We start from the raw sequence: 21885 nt of genomic DNA, 5'->3' as shown, positions 1-21885 counted from the left end.
GTCAAACTGTAACGCATGGTCGAGACGCAGAAGTACCCCGGCGACGCATCGGCTCCGGCAGAAAACTCGGGCGCAGCCGAGGCCGTGGCGAGTATGGTCTGGGATGCCTGGGGCATTCCGGCCGGACACAAGCCGTTGTCGGCACAGATCCGGGGCCTCCTCACGCAGGTGTTCGGAGTGTCCGGCGACCCGGTGGCGCGCCGCGATGAGGGCGAAGTGCCACTTCGAGAGTCGGCGCTGACGCCTACCCGACGAGACGGGTTGGTCGAGGTGGTCGGCCCGGACAATGTCTCGACCGACCACCGCGACCGCTTGCGGCATGCCGGCGGCAAGAGCACCCCTGACCTACTGCGTCGCCGTGCCGAGGGCCCGCAGGACGCCCCGGACGCCATCGTCTTCCCCGCCGATCACGAGCAGGTGCTCGCCGTGCTGGCCTACTGCGCCGAGCACGCCATCGCGGTCGTGCCGTTCGGCGGCGGCACCAGCGTGGTCGGCGGCGTCGATCCGGTGCGCGGCCGCTTCGACACCGTGGTCGCGATGGACCTGCGCAGGCTCGACGGGGTGTCCGATATCGACCCGGTCAGCGGCATGGCCACCCTCGGTGCCGGGCTCACCGGCCCGCGCGCGGAGGAACTGCTTCGGGCGCAAGGGCTTTCGCTCGGACATTTCCCGCAGAGCTTCGAATTCGCCAGCATCGGCGGGTTCGCCGCCACCCGGTCGTCCGGGCAGGCCTCGGCGGGGTACGGGCGGTTCGACGACATGGTGCAGCGGCTGAAGATCGCCACCCCCACCGGCACACTGGAACTCGGCCGTCCGCCCGCCTCGGCGGCGGGCCCGGACCTGCGTGAGCTGTTCGTCGGCTCGGAAGGCGCGCTCGGCGTGATCACCGAGGTCACCGTGCGCGTCCACCCCATGCCGGAAACCACCGCCTACCAAGGGTGGTCGTTCCCCGACTTCGAAACCGGCGCCGCCGCACTGCGTTCGGTCGTGCAGGCCGGTGCCGCACCGACGGTGCTTCGCCTGTCCGATGAGGCCGAGACCGGGGTCAATCTGGCCCGCGCCAGCGATATCGGCGGCAACGCGATCGCCGGCTGCCTGGCCATCACCACCTTCGAGGGCACTGCGGCGCATGTCGCGGCACGCAGCGCCGAGGCGAGCGCCTTGCTCACCGCGGCGGGTGGCACCGCGCTCGGCGAAACTCCGGCCAGGGAATGGGAACAAGGTCGGTTCGGCGCGCCCTACATGCGCGATGCGCTGCTGGACGTCGGCGTGCTGTGCGAAACGCTGGAGACCGCGACTACCTGGGCGAACCTCGGTGTGCTCAAGGCGAAGGTGACTGCCGCGCTGACCGATTCGCTCACCGGGCAGGGCACCCCGCCGCTGGTCATGTGCCACATCTCGCACACCTACCCGACCGGTGCGTCGCTGTACTTCACCGTGGTCGCCAAGCAGCTCGATGATCCGATCGCGCAGTGGCACACGGCAAAGCAGGCTGTCGGCGACGCGATCGTGGCCAACGGCGGCACCATCACCCACCATCACGCGGTCGGCACCGACCACCGCCCGTGGCTACCCGCCGAGGTCGGCGAACTCGGGGTCCGCGTATTGCGCGCGGTGAAAGCCGAATTGGACCCGGCGGGCATCCTCAATCCTGGAAAGCTGATCCCGTGACGCAGAATTCGATTCGAACCGTGCGTGCGGTCACCGTGGTGACCAACCCGCGCGCGGGACACGACGTCGCGGATGCGGCAATGGCACGGTTGCGGGCACGCGGGGTCGAGATCGCCGAGGTGCGCGCGCCGTCGGCCGCCGAAACCGTTCGGCTGGTGCGGGACTCGATCGCGCAGGGCAACGGCGACGCGGTGGTCTGCATCGGCGGCGACGGACTGATCAACGTGACCCTCGACGCCGTCGCACACACGGGTGTTCCGCTCGGCATGGTTCCGGCGGGTACCGGCAACGATCTCGCCAGGGAACTGGGCGTGCCCAGCGAGGATCCGGCCGCCGCGGCCGACCTGGTGGCCGACGGGAAGATCCGGACCATCGACCTCGGCCGGATCGAACCGTCCGCACCGGGATCGGCGCCGATGTGGTTCGTCACCGTCACCGGCACCGGATTCGACGCCCGAGTTACTTTGCGCGCCAACGCTATGCGCTGGCCGAGGGGACGGCTGCGCTACACCGTCGCCGCGCTGGCCGAGATCTCCGGCCGGTTCACCGTGCCCTATCGGGTCGAGCTGGCCGGCGCGGTCACCGAAGGGCTGACGAACCCGGGGACGGGTTCGGAAGTGGCCACCAATGCGGTGATGGTCGCGGTCGGCAATACCCGCACCTACGGCGGCGGCATGCTGATCTGCCCGGACGCGGTGCTGGACGACGGCCTGCTCGATCTCACCGTGGTCGGCGGACTGTCCCGGGTAGAAATGCTGCGGCTGCTGCCCGCGCTGTCCGCAGGTAAACGGCAGAATCACCCTGAGGTCAAGCAGTATCGCGCCGCCGAGATCACCCTGACCGCGCCCGGCGCTCCGGCGACTGCCGACGGTGAACCTGCGGGCACGTTGCCGATCACCATCCGCGCTGTACCCGGCGCGCTCACGGTGCTGGTTCCCTGAGGCGCCCCACGCCGGCCGGTTCAGTATCCGCCGGACCTGCTCACGCCTACCAGTTCCGGTGACTGCTGGATGCGCCCGATTCCGGCGGACCCCGGACGAGCCCACGCCGCGCGGTTACGGCACTTGACGGAATCGTTCAGTGGCAAAGGCGTCACGGCGCGAACCGGTGCGGGCGTTCTTTCGGATGGCGCGAGCGAACTTCCTAAGCGGCGAAGGTGACCCGGTTCATCTGATTGATGTTGCTCCGGTCGACGATCACCAGTGACTCCGGCGCGGGCCGCAGACCGCCACCCGCCCGCAGTCGCTGCATCAACCGCCGCCAGCGAAAGCAGTGCAGTACGAAGGTCATTCGATTGGACCGCCGTCCGCGCGACTGTTGCCCGGCGCGGGCCTCGGCGGCGGGCACATCGAGCAGGATCACGTGCAGCTCCCTGCCGTACCCCGCGGCCCAGAGGGCGATGATCCACCGCGCCCAGCCGGTGGTGGCACAGTCGTGGATGACCACCGGTCCCTCCGTATCCCGCAGTGCCCTACGAATTCCCGCGAAGTGCACAACGTGGACGACCGGCCGCCACAGCGAATACGGCAGCCAGCCGAGCCGGTGCCGCAACCGATTCCGGGCTTGCAGCGAGTCCAGCACGAGCGATCCTTCCGGCCCGCCGGACGGGTCTTCCGCCTCGGTGGTGGCGCCGAAGAACCGGCGCAGCACCGTGCTCTTGCCCGCCCCCGGTATCCCGGCGACGACCAGCGCCGCCATGGGCGGATACTGCAATTCATCGATGACCCGGCCGCGCAGATCGTGCACGGCATCCGGTGCGAGGAAAGACGATATCGCCTCGGGGGAGTGTGGTGGCAGCACGACGAGCGGAGGGTTCACCTCTTCCAGAGTCCCTAGCCGGACTTGTTCCGGCAACGGGGAAAACCCTGATTTTTCACTCACATCCTCCAGCCTCCGCATCCGCGGCCGATATCGCAACAACGGACAATACGGGCGCGGTCGAATCGTGACTATTCCGATCGGCCGCCGCGGCTGCGCGCGCGGACGTGCATGCGCTCGCCCTGACTCCCGAAGAGGCTGAGAATTTCGACCGGACCACGGCCGGTGGAACCGAACCAATGTGGTTGCCGGGTATCGAATTCGGCGGCTTCGCCAGGTCCGAGGACGATGTCGTGCTCGCCGAGCACCATCCGTAGCCGACCGGACAGTACGTACAGCCACTCATACCCTTCGTGCACCCGCGGCTCCGGCTCGGTGCGATCGGCGGGCATCACCATCTTGAAGGCTTGCAACGGTCCCGGCTGGCGAGTGAGCGGAAACACGGTGATACCGTTAACCTTTCGTGCCGGAGCATGCACGCGGGGGTCGGCGATCCTCGGTGCGGCGACGAGTTCGTCCAGCGGCACCTGTAGAGCGAGCGCGATCGGCAACAGTAATTCCAGACTGGCGCGGCGCTGCCCGGACTCCAGCCGGGACAGGGTGCTCTTGGAGATCCCGGTGGACTCCGCCAAGGCCGTCAGCGTGACATTGCGGTGCGTGCGCGCCGCCTTGAGCCGCGGACCGATATCGGCGAGCGCGGCGGCGATGGTCGGCTGGTTCTGCATGACTCCAGTGCACCTCGAATTCCCGGAAACGGCAATATAAGTTGCTGTAATCGCGACGAGACCGGCAACCTCTTCAGCGGAGGTGATCGCTAGATGAGCGAGCGAACAATGGACACAGCCGAGCATTCGCTCGTGCCGGAGCCGAGCGTCAGCGAGGCGGAGGCATGAGCGAAAAATATGACGTAGTGGTCGTCGGTGGGGGTGCGGCGGGACTGTCCGCGGCGCTGGTGCTGACCAGGTCCATGCGCACGGTGGCGGTAGTGCGAGGTGGTGCGCCACGCAACGCGCCCGCCGAACACATGCACGGATTCCTCACCCGAGACGGCATGCCGCCGGGTGAGCTGCTGGAGCGAGGCGCGGCGGAGGTCGCCGGATACGGCGGTGAGCTGATCGATGATTTAGTGACCGGCGTCGAAAACCCCGACACCGGAGATGATTTCACCGTTCGACTGGCAAGCGGACGGATCCTTACCGCACGGCGCATCCTGGTCGCCACGGGACTGCGTGATGAGCTGCCTGACCTGCCCGGCGTGCGCGAGCGGTGGGGCATCGACGTGCTGCACTGCCCGTACTGCCACGGATACGAGGTGCGCAATCGGCCGCTCGGTCTGCTCGGCGGTGTCGACCCGCGGGTGCCGCATCTGGCTCTGGTGCTGCCGCAGTGGTCGGCCGAGGTGACCTTGTTCCAGCACACGATGGAGTTGTCCGACACCGATCGGGCCCAGCTCACGGCGCGCGGCGTTCGGATCGTCGAGGGCGAGGTCGCTCGACTCGTCATCGACGGCACCTTGCGCGGCGTGGAACTGGTCGACGGGCGCGCGGTGCCCTGCTCGGCCGTGTTCGTCGCCCCTACCTTCGTGCCCAATGCCGACCTGCTGCACGCCCTGGATTGTGAGTTCGACGAGAAGGGCTGGGTGGTCGGCGACCCGTCCGGGCGGACCAGCGTGCCGGGCGTCTGGGCGGCGGGCAATGTCGCGAACCCAGCTGCCCAGGTCGTCGGCGCGGCGTCGGCGGGCTATTCGGCGGCCGTCGCGATCAACGTCGACCTGGCGCAAGCGGCCGCCCAGATGCCCGTTTCGACCGGTTAATCCGGAGATCAGGGGTAGAAAATGCCGGAAGCTGAGAATTGCTTATGGATTCGAGAACCCTTCCAGCTGGGACGGTAAGCTTTCTGGTGTAGGCGGAGTCTTCGGTGTCCCTCATCCACCGAAGACTCCGCCTTACTTTTTGTCCGGATCCTGGGCAGTCTCGTTGTGCGGCAACCGATGCCGCGACCCCAGTCGCCGCAGGCAGGACACTTCCTCCTCGGTCAGCAGCAGGGCCCGCGCGATCCCGGCGAGCACCTCGTCCGAGACGTGGGTCACCCGGCCGAGCTCGAGCCGGGTGTACTGATCGACGCTCAGCCCGGCCAACTGGGCGACCTCTTCGCGACGCAGCCCGCTTACCCGGCGTGGATTGCCGACGGGCGGCAGACCGACTTGCTCCGGCGCGATCGACGCGCGCTTGCCCCTCAGGAATTCGCCGAGCTCACTCACGTCGGCAAGTTTCACATGACCCGGGGCTCGGCCTGTCCACCGCGCCGCGAGCCACCGGGCTCAGCCGCCGTCCGGCCGCCACCGCGCACCGAATCGCCGCACGACGGGATTGATTCCGGCGTCGCCCCGCACCCTGCGGAAAACGGTTGAGCCCGACCACTAGAATCGTCGGGTGACCAGCGCAGCCCCTGACAATTCGCGTAATCGTGCCGATGCCCTCCCCAAGAGCTGGAACCCCGGCGAGGTAGAGGCCTCGATGTACGAGCGCTGGGTAGCCGCTGGCTATTTCGAGGCCGACGCCACCAGCGACAAGCCGCCCTACTCGATCGTGCTGCCCCCGCCGAACGTCACCGGCAACCTGCACATGGGCCACGCCCTCGACCACACGATCATGGACGCCCTCACCCGCCGCAAGCGCATGCAGGGCTACGAGGTGCTGTGGCTGCCGGGCATGGACCACGCGGGCATCGCCACCCAGACCATCGTGGAGAAGCAGCTCGCCGTCGACGGCAAGACCAAGGAAGACTTCGGCCGCGAGCTGTTCATCGACAAGGTGTGGGACTGGAAGCGTGAGTCCGGCGGCGCCATCCAGTGGCAGATGCGCGCGCTCGGCGACGGCGTCGACTGGAGCCGCGACCGGTTCACCATGGACGACGGCCTCTCCCAGGCCGTGCAGACGATCTTCAAGCGGCTCTACGACGCCGGGCTGATCTACCGCGCCGAGCGACTGGTCAATTGGTCGCCCGCGCTGCGCACCGCCATCTCCGATATCGAGGTCAAGTACGAGGACGTCGACGGCGAGCTCGTCTCGCTGCGCTACGGCTCGCTCGACGACAACGAGCCGCACGTGATCGTGGCCACCACCCGGGTGGAGACAATGCTCGGCGACACCGCGGTGGCCGTGCACCCGGAGGACCCGCGTTACCGCGCGCTGATCGGCACCACCCTGGAGCACCCGATCACCGGGCGGCAGATCCCGATCATCGCCGACGACTACGTCGACCCCGAGTTCGGTTCCGGCGCAGTGAAGATCACCCCCGCGCACGACCCGAACGACTTCGAGATGGGGCTGCGGCACAACCTGCCGATGCCCAACATCATGGACGAGCGCGGCCGGATCATCGACACCGGAACCGAATTCGACGGCATGGACCGGTTCGAGGCCCGCGTCGCGGTGCGTGAGCGGTTGGCCGCAGAGGGCCGCGTGGTCGCCGAGAAGCGCCCGTACGTGCACAGCGTGGGGCATTCCGAGCGCAGCGGTGAGCCGATCGAGCCTCGCCTGTCCATGCAGTGGTGGGTCAAGGTGGACACGCTGGCCAAGGCGGCGGGCGACGCGGTGCGCAACGGCGACACCGTGATTCACCCCGCCAGCTCGGAGCCGCGCTGGTTCGACTGGGTCGACAACATGCACGACTGGTGCATCTCCCGGCAGCTCTGGTGGGGTCACCGCATTCCGATCTGGTACGGCCCCGAGGGCGACGTCATCTGCGTCGGCCCCGGCGAGACCGCGCCCGAGGGTTACGTGCAGGACCCGGACGTGCTCGACACCTGGTTCTCCTCGGGCCTGTGGCCGTTCTCCACCATGGGCTGGCCCGACGCCACCGCGGAACTCGAGAAGTTCTATCCGACAAGCGTTCTCGTCACCGGGTACGACATCCTGTTCTTCTGGGTGGCCCGGATGATGATGTTCGGTACCTACGTCGGCAACGACGCCGTGTTAACCGCATCGCGAAGCGATTCCGTGGGGGGTGGTGGTCGGGCGACGGGTGGGCCCGCCGGCAAGGAAGGGTCGCAGGTTCCGTTCAAGGATGTGTTCCTGCACGGCCTGATTCGCGACCAGTACGGCAAGAAGATGTCGAAGTCGCGCGGCAACGGCATCGACCCGCTGAGCTGGATCAACGAATACGGTGCCGACGCACTGCGATTCACCCTGGCCCGCGGCGCGCAGCCCGGCGGCGACCTCTCGGTCGGCGAGCAGCACGCGCTGGCCTCACGCAGCTTCGTCACGAAACTGTTCAACGCCACCAAGTTCGCGCTGATGAACGGCGCGCGCACGGGTGCGCTGCCCGACCGCGCCCAGCTCACCGACGCCGACCGCTGGATCCTGGATCGGCTCGAAGAGGTGCGCGCCGAGGTGGATTCGGCGCTGGACGGCTACGAGTTCGGTAAGGCCTGCGAGGCGCTGTACCACTTCGCCTGGGACGAATTGTGTGACTGGTACCTGGAATTGACCAAGGTGCAGTTCGCCGAGGAAGGCGCCCGCGCCGACAACACCCAGCTGGTGCTCGGCACCGTGCTCGACGCGGTGCTGCGGCTGCTGCATCCGGTCATCCCGTTCGTCACCGAGTCGCTGTGGCAGGCGTTGACGGGCGGCGAGTCCCTCGTGATCGCCGCTTGGCCGCAGGCCTCCGGTGTGCCGACCGATCAGGTGTCGGCGCAGCGCATCGCGGACACCCAGCGGTTAATCACCGAGATCCGCCGGTTCCGGGGCGATCAGGGCCTGGCCGACAAGCAGAAGGTCGCGGCCAAGCTCATCGGCCTCGACACCGCCGGCCTCACCGAACTGCACGACTCCGTGGCGAACCTGGCCCGGCTCACCGAGCCCGGCGCCGACTTCGCGGCGACCGCGACCGTCGAGGTCCGGCTGAGCGGTGCCACCGTCACCGTCGAGCTGGACACCTCCGGCGCGGTCGACCTGGACGCCGAACGCCGCCGCTTGGAGAAGGACCTGGCCGCCGCCGAGAAGGAATTGGCGGGCACCACCGCCAAACTCGGCAACGAGGCCTTCCTCGCCAAGGCGCCGGAGCCGGTGGTCGTGAAGATCAAAGACCGCCAGGAAGTCGCCGCCGCCGAGGTGGCGCGCATCGGTGCCCGGCTCGCGGAACTGAGCGGCAAATGAACCACGAACCCGAACCCCAGTACGGCGACGAGCTCCGGCACCCGGCCGCCGGGCCGCGGCTGAGCTCCGGGCCGTCCCCGGTCGAGCTGGCCGAAATGGCGCTGGTGGAGGCCGAACTCGACACCCGCTGGCCGGAAACCAAGATCGAACCGTCGCTCACCCGCATCGCCACGCTGATGGATCTGCTCGGCTCGCCGCAGCAGAGCTACCCCGCGATCCACGTCGCGGGCACCAACGGCAAGACCTCGGTGACGAGGATGATCGACGCCCTGCTCACCGCGCTGCACCGGCGCACCGGCCGGATCACCAGCCCGCACCTGCAGCTGGCCACCGAGCGGATCAGCATCGACAACGCGCCGATCACGCCGGCCAGGTATGTGGAGACCTACCGCGAGCTGCAACCGTTCATCGAGATGATCGACGCGCAGTCGGCCGAGGTGGGCGGGCCGAAGATGAGCAAGTTCGAGGTGCTCACCGGAATGGCGTTCGCGGCCTTCGCCGAAGCGCCGGTCGATGTGGCCGTCGTGGAGACGGGTCTCGGTGGGACCTGGGACGCCACCAACGTGATCGACGGGCAGGTCGCGGTGATCACCCCGATCGGGATGGACCATACCGACTACCTCGGCACCGATCTCACCTCCATCGCGGGGGAGAAGGCCGGGATCATCAAACGCGCGCCGGAGAGCCTGATTCCGCGCGACACCGTCGCGGTGATCGCCGAACAGGACCCCGAGGCGATGGAGGTGCTGCTGCGCCGCGCCGTCGAAGTAGACGCCGCGGTGGCGCGGGAAGGCGGCGAGTTCCGGGTGCTGGCCCGGCAGATCGCGATCGGCGGCCAGCAGCTCGAACTGCAAGGCCTCGGCGGGGTGTACGACGAGATCTTCCTGCCGCTGCACGGCGAGCATCAGGCGCGCAACGCGGTGCTGGCGCTCGCGGCGGTCGAGGCGTTCTTCGGCGCCGGCGCCGACCGCCAGCTCGACATCGAGGCCGTCCGTGCGGGTTTCGCGAGCGTGACCAGCCCGGGCCGGCTCGAGCGGATGCGCAGCGCGCCGACCATCTTCATCGACGCTGCACACAACCCGGCGGGCGCGCAGGCGCTGGCCTCGACGTTGACCGCGGAGTTCGACTTCCGCAAGCTGGTCGGTGTGGTCTCCGTGCTCGCCGACAAGGACGCCGACGGCATCCTCACCGCGCTGGAACCGGTGCTCGACGAAATCGTCGTCACCGCCAACGGTTCGCCGCGCGCGATGGACGTCGACCTGCTCGCCGACCTCGCCGTGCAGCGCTTCGGCGACGAGCGGGTGATCACGGCGCCGACGCTGCCGGACGCGCTGGAGACCGCGATCGCCATCGCCGAGGAAGTCGGCGAGTCCGGCGAGATGGTGTCCGGCGCCGGGGTCGTGGTGACCGGCTCCGTAGTGACGGCGGGCGCGACGCGCGCGCTGTTCGGAAAGGACCCCGCATGACAGAGCCCACCGCACAACCCGATTCGGTGCCCGAACCCGCGACCGATCCGTGGAAGGGCTTCCGCGGGGTGATGGCGGGCACGCTGATCCTCGAGGCGATCGTGGTGCTGCTGGCGCTGCCGGTCGTCGGCTCGGTCGGCGGCGGAGTGACCTGGGCTTCGGGGACGTATCTGGTGGTGCTCGCCGTGGTGATGTTCCTCGGTGCCGGATTGCAGCGCCGGTCGTGGGCAATGTCGTTCAACCTCGGGCTGCAGGTTTTCGTGCTGCTCGGTACCTTCATCCATCTGTCGATCGGGATCATCGGCGTGGTGTTCGCGGTGGTGTGGGGGTTCATCCTGGTGCTGCGCGCGGATGTCCGCGGGCGGATGGAGAAGGGCCTGCTGCCGAGTCAGCGGATCCAGCGTTCCTCCTGATTCTTATCTGCACCGGCCTTCCGTTGCGCCCGCGCGCTGCCCCTGTCGTCGGGGTCGAAAGTCTTGGGGTCGAGACAACTTCGGTCTGCCCGACTGCACCGCTACTCCCTACCGTGGCCGCTGATACGGCGCCGAAGAGGGCGCCGTACGGCTAGCGAAGGAGTAGTGCTTATGAAGCGGATTGTGGCGAATAGTGTTGTGCTCGGGGCGATCGCGGTGGGCACGTTGATCGGAGCGGGACAGGCGACCGCCGAACAGGGCCTGCGCCTGGAGCCCGCTGGGCCGGCGCCTGCCGCGCCGGTCGGTGCGAGTGACACCGGTTCCGCGACCGGGCTGACCAAGCTGCTGTCGACGCTCTCGGGTTCCGCGGACTGTGGAATCGGTGGCAGGCCGCCGACGGGCAGCAACTTCCTCTGCTGACCTGCACCGGAACCCCCTGATCCAACCTCGGTGCCCCGCCCCGTTCACGGTGGCGGGGCACCGTCGTGCCCCTCGAACCATGACGCACGCACCCCCAGACGAACGCTGGTTCGGTACCCGGCGGGGGTGCCGGTTAGAGTGTGCGCCGTGACTGAGCAGACGTTGGTACTCATCAAGCCGGACGGTGTGGCCCGTGGCCTCGTCGGCGAGGTGCTGGTACGAATCGAGCGCAAGGGCCTGAAGATCGCGGCCCTCGAGCTGAAGCATGTGTCCGAGGACCTGGCCAAGGGCCACTACGCCGAGCACGCCGAGAAGCCGTTCTTCGGCTCCCTGATCGAATTCATCACCTCCGGCCCGGTTGTCGCGGCCATCCTGGAGGGGCCGCGCGCGATCGCGGCGTTCCGGCAGCTCGCCGGCGGCACCGATCCGGTCGAAAAGGCGGTGCCCGGCAGCATTCGCGGAGACTTCGCCCTGGAGACGCAAGAGAACCTGGTACACGGGTCCGATTCGCCCGAATCGGCCAAGCGCGAGATTGCTCTGTGGTTCCCGGAGTTTCCCGCCTGAAAATAGTTTGCGAGTTGGACTCGGTCGTGCGCCGCGGTGAGACCGCGGCGCTCGGTATGGGATACTGACATCGGCTGCTTTTGATGCCGACTGTTCGCGCAGGTACGTGGACTATCGGGGCCATCGCAGCCGGATGACACACCGCGGTTCGATGCCGATCATCGCTGCCACGGACAAAAGGCCCGGTCGCTGGGCTTGTTGTTCGCGTCGGCACGCTGGATGAGCGCTCACAACTGCGGAGTTCAGCCAACAGCCAGGCGCCGCGTGACCAGTTAGCCCAAACCGACGAACAACATGGTGATAACCGGACATGCGGGGCGAGACCATATGACCTTGCGCTGAGCGGCGTGAGGCGAACGGACAGTGCCCCCGCGTCGGCCGCTTCACTCCTTACCGGGAGGGACGCGCCCGGGGGTCCGAGGAGACTTCGTGGCCGAAAAAGAGCCATTGGAAACAACACCACAGGATGCCGAACAATTGCCGGAGCGAATCCGAGTTCACGCACTCGCCAAGCTGCTGGGGGTAACGAGTAAGCGCATCCTGGCCAAGCTCACCGAGTTGGGGTCCGACGCGCGGAGCGCGCAATCGAATGTCGACCGGGCTATCGCGGAATCCGTCCGCGACGCGCTCGGCCCGCCGGAAGGTGACGCTCCGGCGGCGCAGGCGGCCGAGACTCCGGTCGCCCAGCAGGCCGCGACGCCGGTCGAACACCAGCCCGAGACCGCGGCCGAGCGACCGGCCGAGACTCCGGAAGAGCCTGCCGCCGCGCCCAGCAGGGGCCATGGCGGACTGGTCTTTTCCGCACCCGAACCGCTGATCGGCCACTCCGGGTCGGAGAACCCGAACGAGGTCGCGCACCAGCCGTCGGTGCAGCTGTTCACCCATCCCGTCCGGGAAGAGCCGCACGTCGCGGCGCCGGTGGTCTTCGAGTCCGCCGCCGTCGTGCAGGCACCGCTGTTCCTGCCGCCGGATGCCGCGGCCGCCGAGCAGACCCGCCGTAAGCGCCGCACCGAGCGCGACGTCCGTCGCGAAGAGCCGGTGGTCGAGCCGGAGCCCGAGGAAGAGCCCGAGGCGGTCGAGGACGACCAGGAATCGGCCGACCAGAGCGATGCCGACGGTCAGCCGCGTCGCAGGCGCCGGGGTCGTCGTGGCCGTGGCCGCGGTCGTGGCGAGCAGCACAGCGACGCCGACGACGAGAACGACTCGGACGACACCGAGGACGAGCAGAACGGCGACACCACCGCCGACACCACGGACTCGACCGACGCCGCCGAGGACAACACCGACTCCGACGACGACGAGAACGAGCCGGAGGGCGCGAGCCGTCGCCGCCGTCGTCGTCGCCGTCGCAAGGTGGCCGGCGAGCCCGCCGAGGCCGAGGCCGCCGTCGCCACCGAGGACGACCCGCCGAACACCGTCGTGCACGAGCGCGAGCCGCGGAACAAGAGCCGCAGCCGCGCCACCACGGTCGACGAGGTGCAGGGCATCACCGGCTCCACCCGGCTCGAGGCCAAGCGGCAGCGCAGGCGCGACGGCCGCGAGGCCGGTCGGCGTCGCCCGCCGATCCTGACCGAGTCGGAGTTCCTGGCCCGTCGCGAAGCGGTGGACCGGGTGATGGTGGTGCGCGAGAAGGCGTTCCCGGATCACCCGACCGCCACCCAGGTCGCCGTGCTCGAGGACAACATCCTGGTCGAGCACTTCGTCACCAGCACCGGGTCCGCGTCGATGGTCGGCAACGTCTACCTCGGCAAGGTGCAGAACGTGCTGCCCAGCATGGAGGCGGCGTTCGTCGATATCGGCCGCGGCCGCAACGGCGTGCTCTACGCAGGCGAGGTGAACTGGGAGGCCGCCGGTCTCGGCGGTAAAGAGCGCAAGATCGAACAGGCGCTCAAGCCAGGCGAACTGGTGCTGGTCCAGGTCTCCAAGGACCCGGTCGGGCACAAGGGCGCCCGGCTGACCACCCAGATCAGCCTGGCCGGACGCTTCCTGGTGTACGTGCCGGGCGGCACCTCCACCGGTATCAGCCGCAAGCTGCCCGACACCGAACGCAAGCGGCTCAAGGAGATCCTGCGCGACATCGTCCCCAACGACGCCGGTGTGATCATCCGCACCGCGTCCGAGGGTGTCGCCGAGGACGAGCTGGCCCGCGACGTGGAACGGCTGCAGGCCACCTGGCGCACCATCGAGAAGGCCGCCGGAAGCAAGAACGACGGTCAGCCCAAGACCCTGTACGAAGAGCCCGACCTGCTGGTCAAGGTCATCCGCGACCTGTTCAACGAGGACTTCTCCAAGCTCGTCATCGAGGGTGACCGGGCCTGGAGCACGGTCGAGAAGTACATCGGCACCGTCGCACCGGAGATGCTCGCCCGGGTCTCCCGGCACGACAACAACAATGTCGACGTGTTCGAGGCCTACCGGATCGACGAACAGCTGGCCAAGGCGCTCGATCGCAAGGTGTGGCTGCCCTCGGGCGGCACCCTGGTGATCGACCGCACCGAGGCGATGACGGTGGTCGACGTGAACACCGGCAAGTTCACCGGTTCCGGCGGCAGCAACCTGGAAGAGACGGTCACTCGCAACAACCTGGAGGCGGCCGAGGAGATCGTGCGCCAGATGCGGTTGCGCGATATCGGCGGCATGATCGTGGTCGACTTCATCGACATGGTGCTCGAGTCGAACCGTGACCTGGTGCTGCGCAGGCTGACCGAGGCGCTCGGCCGCGACCGCACCCGCCATCAGGTGTCCGAGGTGACCTCGCTCGGCCTGGTGCAGATGACGCGTAAGAAGCTGGGCACCGGTCTGGTCGAGGCCTTCTCGACCACCTGTGAGCACTGCCATGGGCGCGGCATCCTGGTGCACGCCTACCCGGTGGAGCCGTCCTCCGGCGACGACGGTGCCGCACGCGGGACCCGGGAAACCGGATCGCGTCGGCGTCGCGGCCGCGACAAGAGCGCGGCCCCCGCTGCGCCTGTTGCCGCGAGCAACGGCACCGCGCCGGTCGAGTCCGAGGAGGACATCGCCGTCAAGCGGGCGCACCCGGTCGCCTTGGCGATGGCCGCGCACCACGGTGACGAGGACGAGTCGGATGTGACCGGCCACCAGTCGGACGTCACCGAGGACGAGTCGGCCGATATCGAGCCGCTGGAGACCGAGGTCGTCACCGAAGCTGCCGTGGCCGTGCCTGCCGATGACGTGGACGCCGAACCGGCCGAGGTGGTCGAGGTGGTCGAAACCGTCACGGAGACCGTGCCGGTCGCCGAGACACCGGTCGCCGAAACACCTGCGGAATCGGCGGCACCGGCTGCCGACGATCGCGCGGTAACCAACGGTGCGCCGGCCCCGGCCGCCCGCACCGGACGGCGACGCAGAGTCGCCCGTTCGGCCGCCGCCCCCGCCGCGGACAGCAGCGGTGCGGTGTTCGTGCTGCCGACCGCGGACCAGGCTCCGGCCCCCGCTGTCGACTTCACCGCCTCGGCCCCGGTCGAGGTGCCGCAGCGACGGCCGCGGCGCCGTGCTGTGGGCCGTCCGGCGGGCCCGCCGCCTGCGGAGTCGTAGCAGCTGCGCTGACAGCTTCGACGCGGCCGGTCGCACCTGTTGGTGCGGTCGGCCGCTTCGTCGGGTGGTGGCCACGGACGGGGCGTTTACGAGCGCACCGGAGGTGTCCGCCGCAGTGCCGGAAGGCCCCGAAACCCCACTGGCAAAAGGTTGCTCGCAGGCTGCCGACAGGCGGATTGTGTCGTTGCAGGGGTGCTCTGGTAACCTTGGTCGGTCGCTGCCTGGCGATGGGCGTTATACCACGCCCCGCGCAGCAAGCCAGCCAAGAACACATCTCGCGTCGCGCACTTGTGTCGCGAGAAGAAACATGACTGTACTTATTCGAGTGGAGGAAGCCGACCGATGGCAACGTACGCGATCGTCAAGACCGGCGGAAAGCAGTACAAGGTCGCGGTCGGTGACCTGGTGAAGGTCGAGAAGATCGAGGGTAAGCCGGGTACTTCCGTCGCCCTGGATCCGGTTCTCGTCGTTGACGGGGCCGACCTGACCACCGACGCCGCGAAGCTGGCCAAGGTCTCCGTGGCCGCAGAGGTCGTCGAGCAGACCAAGGGCCCGAAGATCCGCATCCACAAGTTCAAGAACAAGACCGGCTACCACAAGCGTCAGGGTCACCGTCAGCCGCTGACGGTCATCAAGGTCACCGGCATCAAGTAAGACATCCCGAGGAGATTCAGCTATGGCACACAAGAAGGGTGCGTCCAGCTCCCGGAACGGTCGCGATTCCAACGCCCAGCGCCTCGGCGTCAAGCGGTTCGGCGGCCAGAAGGTCAACGCAGGCGAGATCCTGGTGCGTCAGCGCGGAACCCACTTCCACCCCGGCGTGAACGTCGGCCGTGGCGGTGACGACACCCTGTTCGCCCTCGCGGCGGGCGCGGTCGAGTTCGGCACCAAGCGCGGACGCAAGACCGTCAACATCGTCGTCCCGGAGCCGGTGGAGGCTTAGGCCTTACCTCTCCAGACAACAGCCGAGCGGGTCAGGGTCGCAACCCTGGCCCGTTTTCGCGTTTCACCAGACGTACCTCTGCGATCGACCAGTCCTGAAGGAGGATGATTCGGCATATGTCCAAGTTCATCGACCGTGTCGTACTGCATGTGCGGGCCGGCAAAGGCGGACACGGGTGTGCTTCGGTACTTCGTGAGAAGTTCATGCCACTCGGCGGACCCAACGGCGGTAACGGTGGCCACGGCGGGGATGTGATCCTCGAGGTCGACCCCAACGTGCACACGCTGCTCGACTTCCACTTCCACCCGCACGCCAAGGCGGGCAACGGCAAGCCGGGGGAGGGCAGCAACCGCGACGGCAAGCAGGGCATCGACCTGCTGCTCAAGGTGCCCGACGGCACCATGGTGCTCGACGGCGACGGCAAGGTCCTGATGGACCTGGTCGGCGCGGGCAACCGCTTCATCGCCGCCCGCGGCGGCCGCGGTGGACTCGGCAATGCCGCACTCGCCTCGAAGGCGCGCAAGGCCCCCGGCTTCGCGCTGCTCGGCGAGGACGGCGAAGAGTGCGATCTGGTGCTCGAGCTCAAGTCCGTCGCCGATGTCGGCCTGGTCGGCTTCCCGTCCGCGGGCAAGTCCTCGCTGGTGTCGGTGCTGTCGGCGGCCAAGCCGAAGATCGCGGACTACCCGTTCACCACCCTGGTGCCCAACCTCGGCGTGGTGCTCAGCGGCGACACCACCTTCACCGTCGCCGACGTGCCCGGTCTGATCCCGGGTGCCAGCGAAGGGCGCGGCCTCGGCCTCGACTTCCTGCGCCACCTGGAACGCTGCGCGGTGCTCGCGCACGTGGTGGACTGCGCCACCCTCGAGCCGGGCCGGGACCCGGTCTCCGATGTGGACGCGCTGGAAGCCGAACTGGCCGCCTACAAGCCCGCGCTGAGCGCCGACGCCGACCTCGGCGATCTGGCCGACCGGCCGCGCGTGGTGATCCTGAACAAGATCGACGTGCCGGACGCCGCCGAGCTGGCCGAGATGGTCACCCCCGAATTCACCGCACGCGGTTGGCCGGTCTTCGAGATCTCGGCCGTGAGCCGAGAAGGCTTGCGGCCCTTGACCTTCGCGCTCGCCGACCTGGTGCTCCAGTATCGCGCGGCGCATCCGAAGGCCGCGCCCGCACGTCCGGTGATCCGGCCGATCGCGGTCAACGAGTCCGGCTTCAGCGTGATCGCGGATCCGCACGAACCGGGCGGCTTCATCGTGCGCGGCGCACAGCCGGAACGCTGGGTCAAGCAGACGCAATTCGACAACGACGAGGCCGTCGGCTACCTCGCGGACCGTCTGGCCCGCCTCGGCGTCGAAGACGAGCTGGTCAAGCAGGGTGCCGAACCTGGTGCTCCGGTGACCATCGGCAATGTGACCTTCGAATGGGAGCCGCAGATCACCGCGGGCATCGAAAGGGTGCCCACCGGCCGAGGCACCGACATTCGACTGGAGCAGGACGACCGGATCAGCGCCGCCGAGCGCAAGCACGCCTCGCGCGTGCGCCGCGGGTTGGTGCAGGACGACGAGGAGTAGCCGTGCCCGCGTTTCGATGCGTCGTTGAGCGGGAGCTCGTAATGGTGGGTTCGGTGTCGGCGAGTGTTGTTGTTGCGCAGGGAGTTCGAGGGCGATGACGGTGAGTTCGGGTGCTGCGGCGGCGGATTCGGGGTTGAGTGAGGCCAGGCTGGCGATCGCTTCGGCGCGCCGGGTGGTGGTGAAGATCGGTTCGTCGGCGCTCACCAGTCTGGAAGGTGGGTTGGATACCGAACGACTCGATCGGCTCGCCGATGCGGTGGAGGCGCGGATGCGCGCGGGATCTGATGTGGTGGTGGTGTCCTCGGGCGCCATCGGCGCGGGCATCGCGCCGCTCGGATTGACCACGCGCCCACGTGATCTCGCGACGAAGCAGGCTGCGGCGAGTGTCGGGCAGCTGGCGCTGGCGCACGCGTGGGGGACTTCGTTCGCGCGCTACGGCCGCACCGTCGGCCAAGTTCTGCTGAGTGCGGACGATTTCGCGCGCCGCGAGCATCACCGCAACGCGCAGCGCACCCTCGACCGCTTGCGTTCACTCGGCGCGGTCGCCGTGGTGAACGAAAACGACACCGTCGCAACGGAAGAGATCCGTTTCGGCGACAACGACCGGCTGGCCGCGCTGGTCGCCCACCTCGTCGGCGCCGACGCGCTGGTGCTGCTCTCGGATGTGGAGGGCCTCTACGACGGCGACCCGCGCAAAGGTGCCGCCAGCTTCATCCCCGAGGTGCGCAGCAGCGCCGACCTGGACGGCGTGATCGCAGGCAGCGGAGGCGCACTCGGCACCGGCGGCATGGCCTCCAAGTTGTCCGCAGCCCGCCTCGCCGCCGACGCGGGCGTGCCCGTGCTCCTGGCCGCCGCCACCGCAGCGGACGAGGCCTTGACCAGCGGCAAGGTCGGCACCGCATTCGCCGCCCGCCCAGTTCGCCTGTCCGCACGCAAGTTCTGGGTCCGGCACGCCGCCGACAGCCGCGGCGCCCTGCTCATCGACGAAGGCGCGGCCCACGCGGTAGCAGCCCGCCGCTCCCTCCTCGCCGCAGGCATCACCGGCCTACGCGGCCGCTTCTACGGCGGCGATGTCGTAGACCTCGTCGCCCCCGACAACCACGTCGTGGCCCGCGGCGTAGTCGCCTACGACAGCACCGAACTGTCCACCATGCTCGGCCACTCCACCGCCGAACTCCCGGACACCATGCAGCGCCCGGTAATCCACGCCGACGACCTCGTCAAGGTCTGACCCAGGCACCCCGCCCAGGCCTACCGCAACCCTTGCCGCCGCTCAACACCGCTGCGGCTGAGCGCTCGCCGCCGTGCCCGACTCTGCGTCAGGCGAGCGGAGGTCTACGGTGACAACACCGCGGCGGCCGGGCGGTGGTCGCCGCTAGACGACACTTCGGGCGCGCACTCGCCGACTCCGCCCGTCCGGCGCGGGCCGAGATCCGCACCGTATCTCGGGATCTGCACCCGCTGCGGGCGTCATAGCCGGTGCGGATCCCGAGAAATGGTGCAGCAGTTGCCAGTTGTGGTGCCGTTCATGGTCAACGGGACGTGATGGCGCTCCCGCTGGCACTTCTTCGCCACCACGTCCCCCTCGTTGACCGGCTGCGCGCCGAGCGGGGCATCGTGGCGCTCCCACTCGCACTTCTCCGCCGACATGTCCCCTTGTCGGCTGGCTGCGCGCAGAGCGGGGACATGGTGGCGGGGTTCGCGCCACCATGTCCCGTTGGTCATGAAACCAGGCGGGCTACTTCTGGGAGGGGACCACGCCGGGTTGGTTGGTGGTCGAAGGGGGTTGTGGCTGTTCGTCTTCCGAGGGGATGGGGCCGGTGACACCTGGCTGGCCACCTGGATCCGGGAGCGGCACGGGGGGTTGGGCTGGGTCTGGGATCTGTTGTTGGGGTGGTGGCGAGGGTAGGGGCGGCGGTGCTTGCTCGCTCGGCGGAGCCGGGGCGGGGGGTGGTGGGGGTGGGGCCTGTTGCGTCGGGGGAGGCTCCGGTGGGGGTGCCTGTTGAGTTGACGGGGCAGGCGCCGGTTGCGTGGTCGGTGGTGCCTCGGTGGTCGGCGGAGGTGCCTGCTGAGTGGTCGGTGGTGCCGATTGCGTCGATGGTGGCGCTTGCTGCGTCGGCGGCGCCTCAGTGGTCGGCGGTGGCGCAGGTTGGGTCGACGGTGGTGCCTGCGTTGTCGGCGGTGGCGTCGGTGTCGGGTCCGGCACCGGCCGCGGGGGTGTCGTAGTACTCGGCGGCGCTTGCGATTCCGGCACCGAGGGCGCGGGTGCCGACGGACGACCGTTCGGCTGCTGCCCGTCGGGGCGCTGCCCGTCCGGCTGATCCTGCTGTGGCGGCACGTATTCCGGCTGGATCGGCACCGTCCGCCGCTGCTGCGGCATGGTGGGCGCGGGCGCTACTTCCGCGGGCAATTGCGGGGGCGGCGGGAGTGCGGGAACTGCTTTGCCTGCCATTCCGTAGGCCGGCTTGTACACCATGTTCATGGCCAGCACGGCTTCTTGGCGCAGCGCCTCCTCCGCCATCTTCGCGTCGATGACGTGCGCCGCCTCGAGTAGTCGGGCCACCGCGCCGATGGGTCCGGAGGAGCCGGGCGGGGCGACCGCGATCTTGACGGCCTCGGCCGCGGCGGCGACACCGCCCAGCCGGGCACCCACCTGGCCCATGACGGCGGCGAGTTCGTCGGCCGAGGCGGCGAAGCTGCGGATGCTGGCGTACGCGGCGTCGGCGGCGGCACCCTTCCACTCCATCGAGTTCATCACCCGGTCCACGCTGCCGCGGGTGAGCGGGAACGAGGTGCTGACTGTGCCCGCCGCTTCCAGCCAGGCGACCGAGGCGCGCAGTATCTCGGCGGCGTCGATCTGCTGGGTCTTGGCGTAGATCTCTTCGTGGCGCATCGACTCGAAGTGCTCCATCGAGCTGATGTAGTCGGGATCGGTGCCGGTCATCGCGGGATCCTCGAGGCGACGGCGCGCAGGGCGGCGGCGTTGGCGGCGTCGGCTTCTTCCAGTAACCCACCGCTGATGAGAAACGCCTCTTTCATTCGGTACGCCGCCTCGATGTAGTGATCTAGCAACGTGGCGGCATCCCGCGCTTTGTGATTGAACCCAGCCTGTAATTGCTGCGCCGACACGAATCCGCCGAATCCGCCCAGCTCCGAGGCGGTTTCGAGGCGTTGTTGCAGATGAATGAGCCGTTCGGCCTGCTGGTCGTACATCTCGGCGCAGCGCCGGGCCGCCGCCGGATCGAATTGGACGGTGCCTGCCTGGGCCGCTTGCTTGAACCGGACGATATCGGCTCGGCTGGTCTCGATCGTCATCGCACACCCCTGAGATGGTCGGTCCGACTCAGACTAGCCCGTAGCCCTGCTCGCGGGCACCAGTGGTTATCCGTCGGCATCGACAAACCGGGTCAGGCTCCGATGCGCTTCTGCAGTTGCGCGCCGATCTGTTCGGCCGAGGCGGGAGTGATGTGAACTTCTTTGCCCGCCCGCAGGAGATACCGTCCGTCGCCCTTCACGTCGAACCAGGTGTAGTGAATCGGCGGCGGCGGAGCGGGCCGATCCAGACCGGGCTCGATCCGGATATGGCCTTCGGCGCTATGTGGTTTCAGCAGCAGTTTGCGGATGCGCGGTGCGGTCGGCTGCTGCGCGACCACCACTTCCTCGTCGCGGACGGCGTCGGTCGGCGCCACCCGGGCCGGCTCCTTGCCGGGCGGCGCGGCGGGCAGCAGTCCGGCGATCCGATTGCCCAGTTTGCCGCTGTGCCCGATCGACAGTCGAACGCGCCCGCCGAAATCGGGGGACGAACCGGGTTCCTGCACGGCGAGCACGGCCCGATCGAAGATCGCCGCGGCGAGCAGCCGGATCTCACTCCCCGGCGTGTGCGTGCCGCCGATCGCCACGATCCGGGTGTGCGGTGCCGCCAGGATGCGCAGGCAGGCGCTCAGGTCGGGGTCTGCGCCGAGCGGCAGCCGTTCCTCCAGCGTCGCGCGCAGCTTGTCGGCCTCGTCCTCGGTGCGCGGCGTTTCCAGGATGCGCAGCGGATACGGGTGCCGATCGAGGTCGGTTTCGCGCCAAAGGTGGGCGAACCCGTCCGGAGTGAACGTCCAACTCACCGCCCGAATCACATCCTCACCGAACCCACCGAAACTGGGTTGTAGCTTAACGGTCGTCGCGCGCGTCGGCGGTCGCCGCACCGAGCACCTAGGATTGTGGGCTAACACTGCGGTGAATTCTCGGATATATCCATACAACCCCTTAGTTGTGCTCTGCCCGAACGAGCCGGTGCGTGGTGCCTCGGCGTAACGA

At 68.6% G+C, this 21885-nt stretch carries 20 protein-coding genes; 13 read left to right on the top strand and 7 right to left on the bottom strand.

The features are described 5' to 3' along the window. The first annotated feature begins 93 nt into the window (after positions 1-93). Both NN4_RS05305 and NN4_RS05300 read left to right on the top strand, forming a co-directional pair. Positions 94-1671: an FAD-binding oxidoreductase gene (locus tag NN4_RS05305; protein WP_147128951.1), complete on the top strand. Its 1578-nt coding sequence runs from the start codon at positions 94-96 to the stop codon at positions 1669-1671. Continuing rightward, on the top strand, positions 1668-2612 hold the full coding sequence (locus tag NN4_RS05300; protein WP_147128833.1) for a diacylglycerol kinase: 945 nt from the start codon (positions 1668-1670) through the stop codon (positions 2610-2612). Before NN4_RS05305 ends, NN4_RS05300 begins: the two co-directional genes overlap by 4 nt. 202 nt (positions 2613-2814) lie before the next feature. Here the strand turns inward: NN4_RS05300 and NN4_RS05295 are convergent, their stop codons facing one another. Both NN4_RS05295 and NN4_RS05290 read right to left on the bottom strand, forming a co-directional pair. Then, positions 2815-3489, bottom strand: coding sequence for an AAA family ATPase (locus NN4_RS05295; protein ID WP_246180719.1), 675 nt, complete (start codon positions 3487-3489; stop codon positions 2815-2817). Positions 3490-3620: 131 nt separating this feature from the next. After that, positions 3621-4214 carry a helix-turn-helix domain-containing protein gene (locus tag NN4_RS05290; protein WP_147128832.1) on the bottom strand — a complete coding sequence of 198 codons (594 nt, stop codon included), beginning with the start codon at positions 4212-4214 and terminating at the stop codon, positions 3621-3623. Between the two features lie 164 nt (positions 4215-4378). Between NN4_RS05290 and NN4_RS05285 the strand changes: the two genes are divergently transcribed. Next, positions 4379-5302, top strand: coding sequence for an NAD(P)/FAD-dependent oxidoreductase (locus NN4_RS05285; protein WP_147128831.1), 924 nt, complete (start codon positions 4379-4381; stop codon positions 5300-5302). 132 nt (positions 5303-5434) lie between these two features. Here NN4_RS05285 and NN4_RS05280 read toward each other — a convergent pair whose 3' ends face one another. Next, the gene (locus tag NN4_RS05280) at positions 5435-5749 is read right to left on the bottom strand and encodes a helix-turn-helix domain-containing protein (protein WP_246180718.1); all 315 of its coding nucleotides are present in this window, start codon (positions 5747-5749) and stop codon (positions 5435-5437) included. Positions 5750-5921: 172 nt separating this feature from the next. Between NN4_RS05280 and NN4_RS05275 the strand changes: the two genes are divergently transcribed. The 10 genes from NN4_RS05275 (at position 5922) to proB (ending at position 18811) form a co-directional block, all read left to right on the top strand. Next, on the top strand, positions 5922-8648 hold the full coding sequence (locus NN4_RS05275; RefSeq protein ID WP_147128829.1) for a valine--tRNA ligase: 2727 nt from the start codon (positions 5922-5924) through the stop codon (positions 8646-8648). Continuing rightward, positions 8645-10114, top strand: coding sequence for a bifunctional tetrahydrofolate synthase/dihydrofolate synthase (folC, locus tag NN4_RS05270; RefSeq protein WP_415842915.1), 1470 nt, complete (start codon positions 8645-8647; stop codon positions 10112-10114). Before NN4_RS05275 ends, folC begins: the two co-directional genes overlap by 4 nt. Next, complete coding sequence (locus NN4_RS05265; RefSeq protein WP_147128828.1) at positions 10111-10527, top strand: DUF4233 domain-containing protein; 417 nt, start codon at positions 10111-10113, stop codon at positions 10525-10527. Before folC ends, NN4_RS05265 begins: the two co-directional genes overlap by 4 nt. Positions 10528-10710: 183 nt before the next feature. Continuing rightward, positions 10711-10947 (top strand): hypothetical protein, encoded by a 237-nt coding sequence (locus tag NN4_RS05260; RefSeq protein ID WP_147128827.1) that lies wholly within the window; start codon positions 10711-10713, stop codon positions 10945-10947. Between the two features lie 147 nt (positions 10948-11094). Next, positions 11095-11511 carry a nucleoside-diphosphate kinase gene (gene ndk / locus NN4_RS05255; RefSeq protein ID WP_107654803.1) on the top strand — a complete coding sequence of 139 codons (417 nt, stop codon included), beginning with the start codon at positions 11095-11097 and terminating at the stop codon, positions 11509-11511. A gap of 429 nt (positions 11512-11940) precedes the next feature. After that, positions 11941-15066, top strand: coding sequence for a translation initiation factor IF-2 N-terminal domain-containing protein (locus NN4_RS05250; RefSeq protein ID WP_147128826.1), 3126 nt, complete (start codon positions 11941-11943; stop codon positions 15064-15066). Positions 15067-15408: 342 nt separating this feature from the next. Further along, positions 15409-15720 (top strand): 50S ribosomal protein L21, encoded by a 312-nt coding sequence (rplU, locus tag NN4_RS05245; protein WP_040732804.1) that lies wholly within the window; start codon positions 15409-15411, stop codon positions 15718-15720. Between the two features lie 22 nt (positions 15721-15742). Continuing rightward, positions 15743-16009, top strand: a complete 267-nt coding sequence (gene rpmA, locus NN4_RS05240) for a 50S ribosomal protein L27 (protein ID WP_040732806.1) — start codon at positions 15743-15745, stop codon at positions 16007-16009. Positions 16010-16125: 116 nt separating this feature from the next. Continuing rightward, a complete protein-coding gene (obgE, locus tag NN4_RS05235) occupies positions 16126-17580 on the top strand; it encodes a GTPase ObgE (protein ID WP_147128825.1) in 1455 nt (484 codons plus the stop codon). Between the two features lie 94 nt (positions 17581-17674). Then, positions 17675-18811: a glutamate 5-kinase gene (gene proB, locus NN4_RS05230; protein WP_147128824.1), complete on the top strand. Its 1137-nt coding sequence runs from the start codon at positions 17675-17677 to the stop codon at positions 18809-18811. A gap of 239 nt (positions 18812-19050) precedes the next feature. On the opposite strand, the gene NN4_RS05225 is transcribed toward proB, so the two are convergent. From NN4_RS05225 to NN4_RS05210, 4 genes are all read right to left on the bottom strand, one after another. Continuing rightward, the gene (locus NN4_RS05225) at positions 19051-19305 is read right to left on the bottom strand and encodes a hypothetical protein (protein WP_147128823.1); all 255 of its coding nucleotides are present in this window, start codon (positions 19303-19305) and stop codon (positions 19051-19053) included. A 13-nt stretch (positions 19306-19318) separates the two neighbouring features. Continuing rightward, positions 19319-20524, bottom strand: a complete 1206-nt coding sequence (locus NN4_RS05220) for a hypothetical protein (protein ID WP_147128822.1) — start codon at positions 20522-20524, stop codon at positions 19319-19321. After that, positions 20521-20895: a hypothetical protein gene (locus NN4_RS05215; protein ID WP_107654808.1), complete on the bottom strand. Its 375-nt coding sequence runs from the start codon at positions 20893-20895 to the stop codon at positions 20521-20523. The genes NN4_RS05220 and NN4_RS05215 overlap by 4 nt, the downstream gene beginning before the upstream one ends. 92 nt (positions 20896-20987) lie before the next feature. After that, positions 20988-21692: an ESX secretion-associated protein EspG gene (locus tag NN4_RS05210; protein WP_147128821.1), complete on the bottom strand. Its 705-nt coding sequence runs from the start codon at positions 21690-21692 to the stop codon at positions 20988-20990. Between the last annotated feature and the right edge of the window lie 193 nt (positions 21693-21885).

This window comes from Nocardia ninae NBRC 108245 (assembly GCF_007990755.1).
Classification (GTDB): Bacteria; Actinomycetota; Actinomycetes; order Mycobacteriales; family Mycobacteriaceae; genus Nocardia; species Nocardia ninae.
Note: the sequence above shows the minus strand (reverse complement) of the source record. Positions and strands in the feature narration are given on the sequence as shown.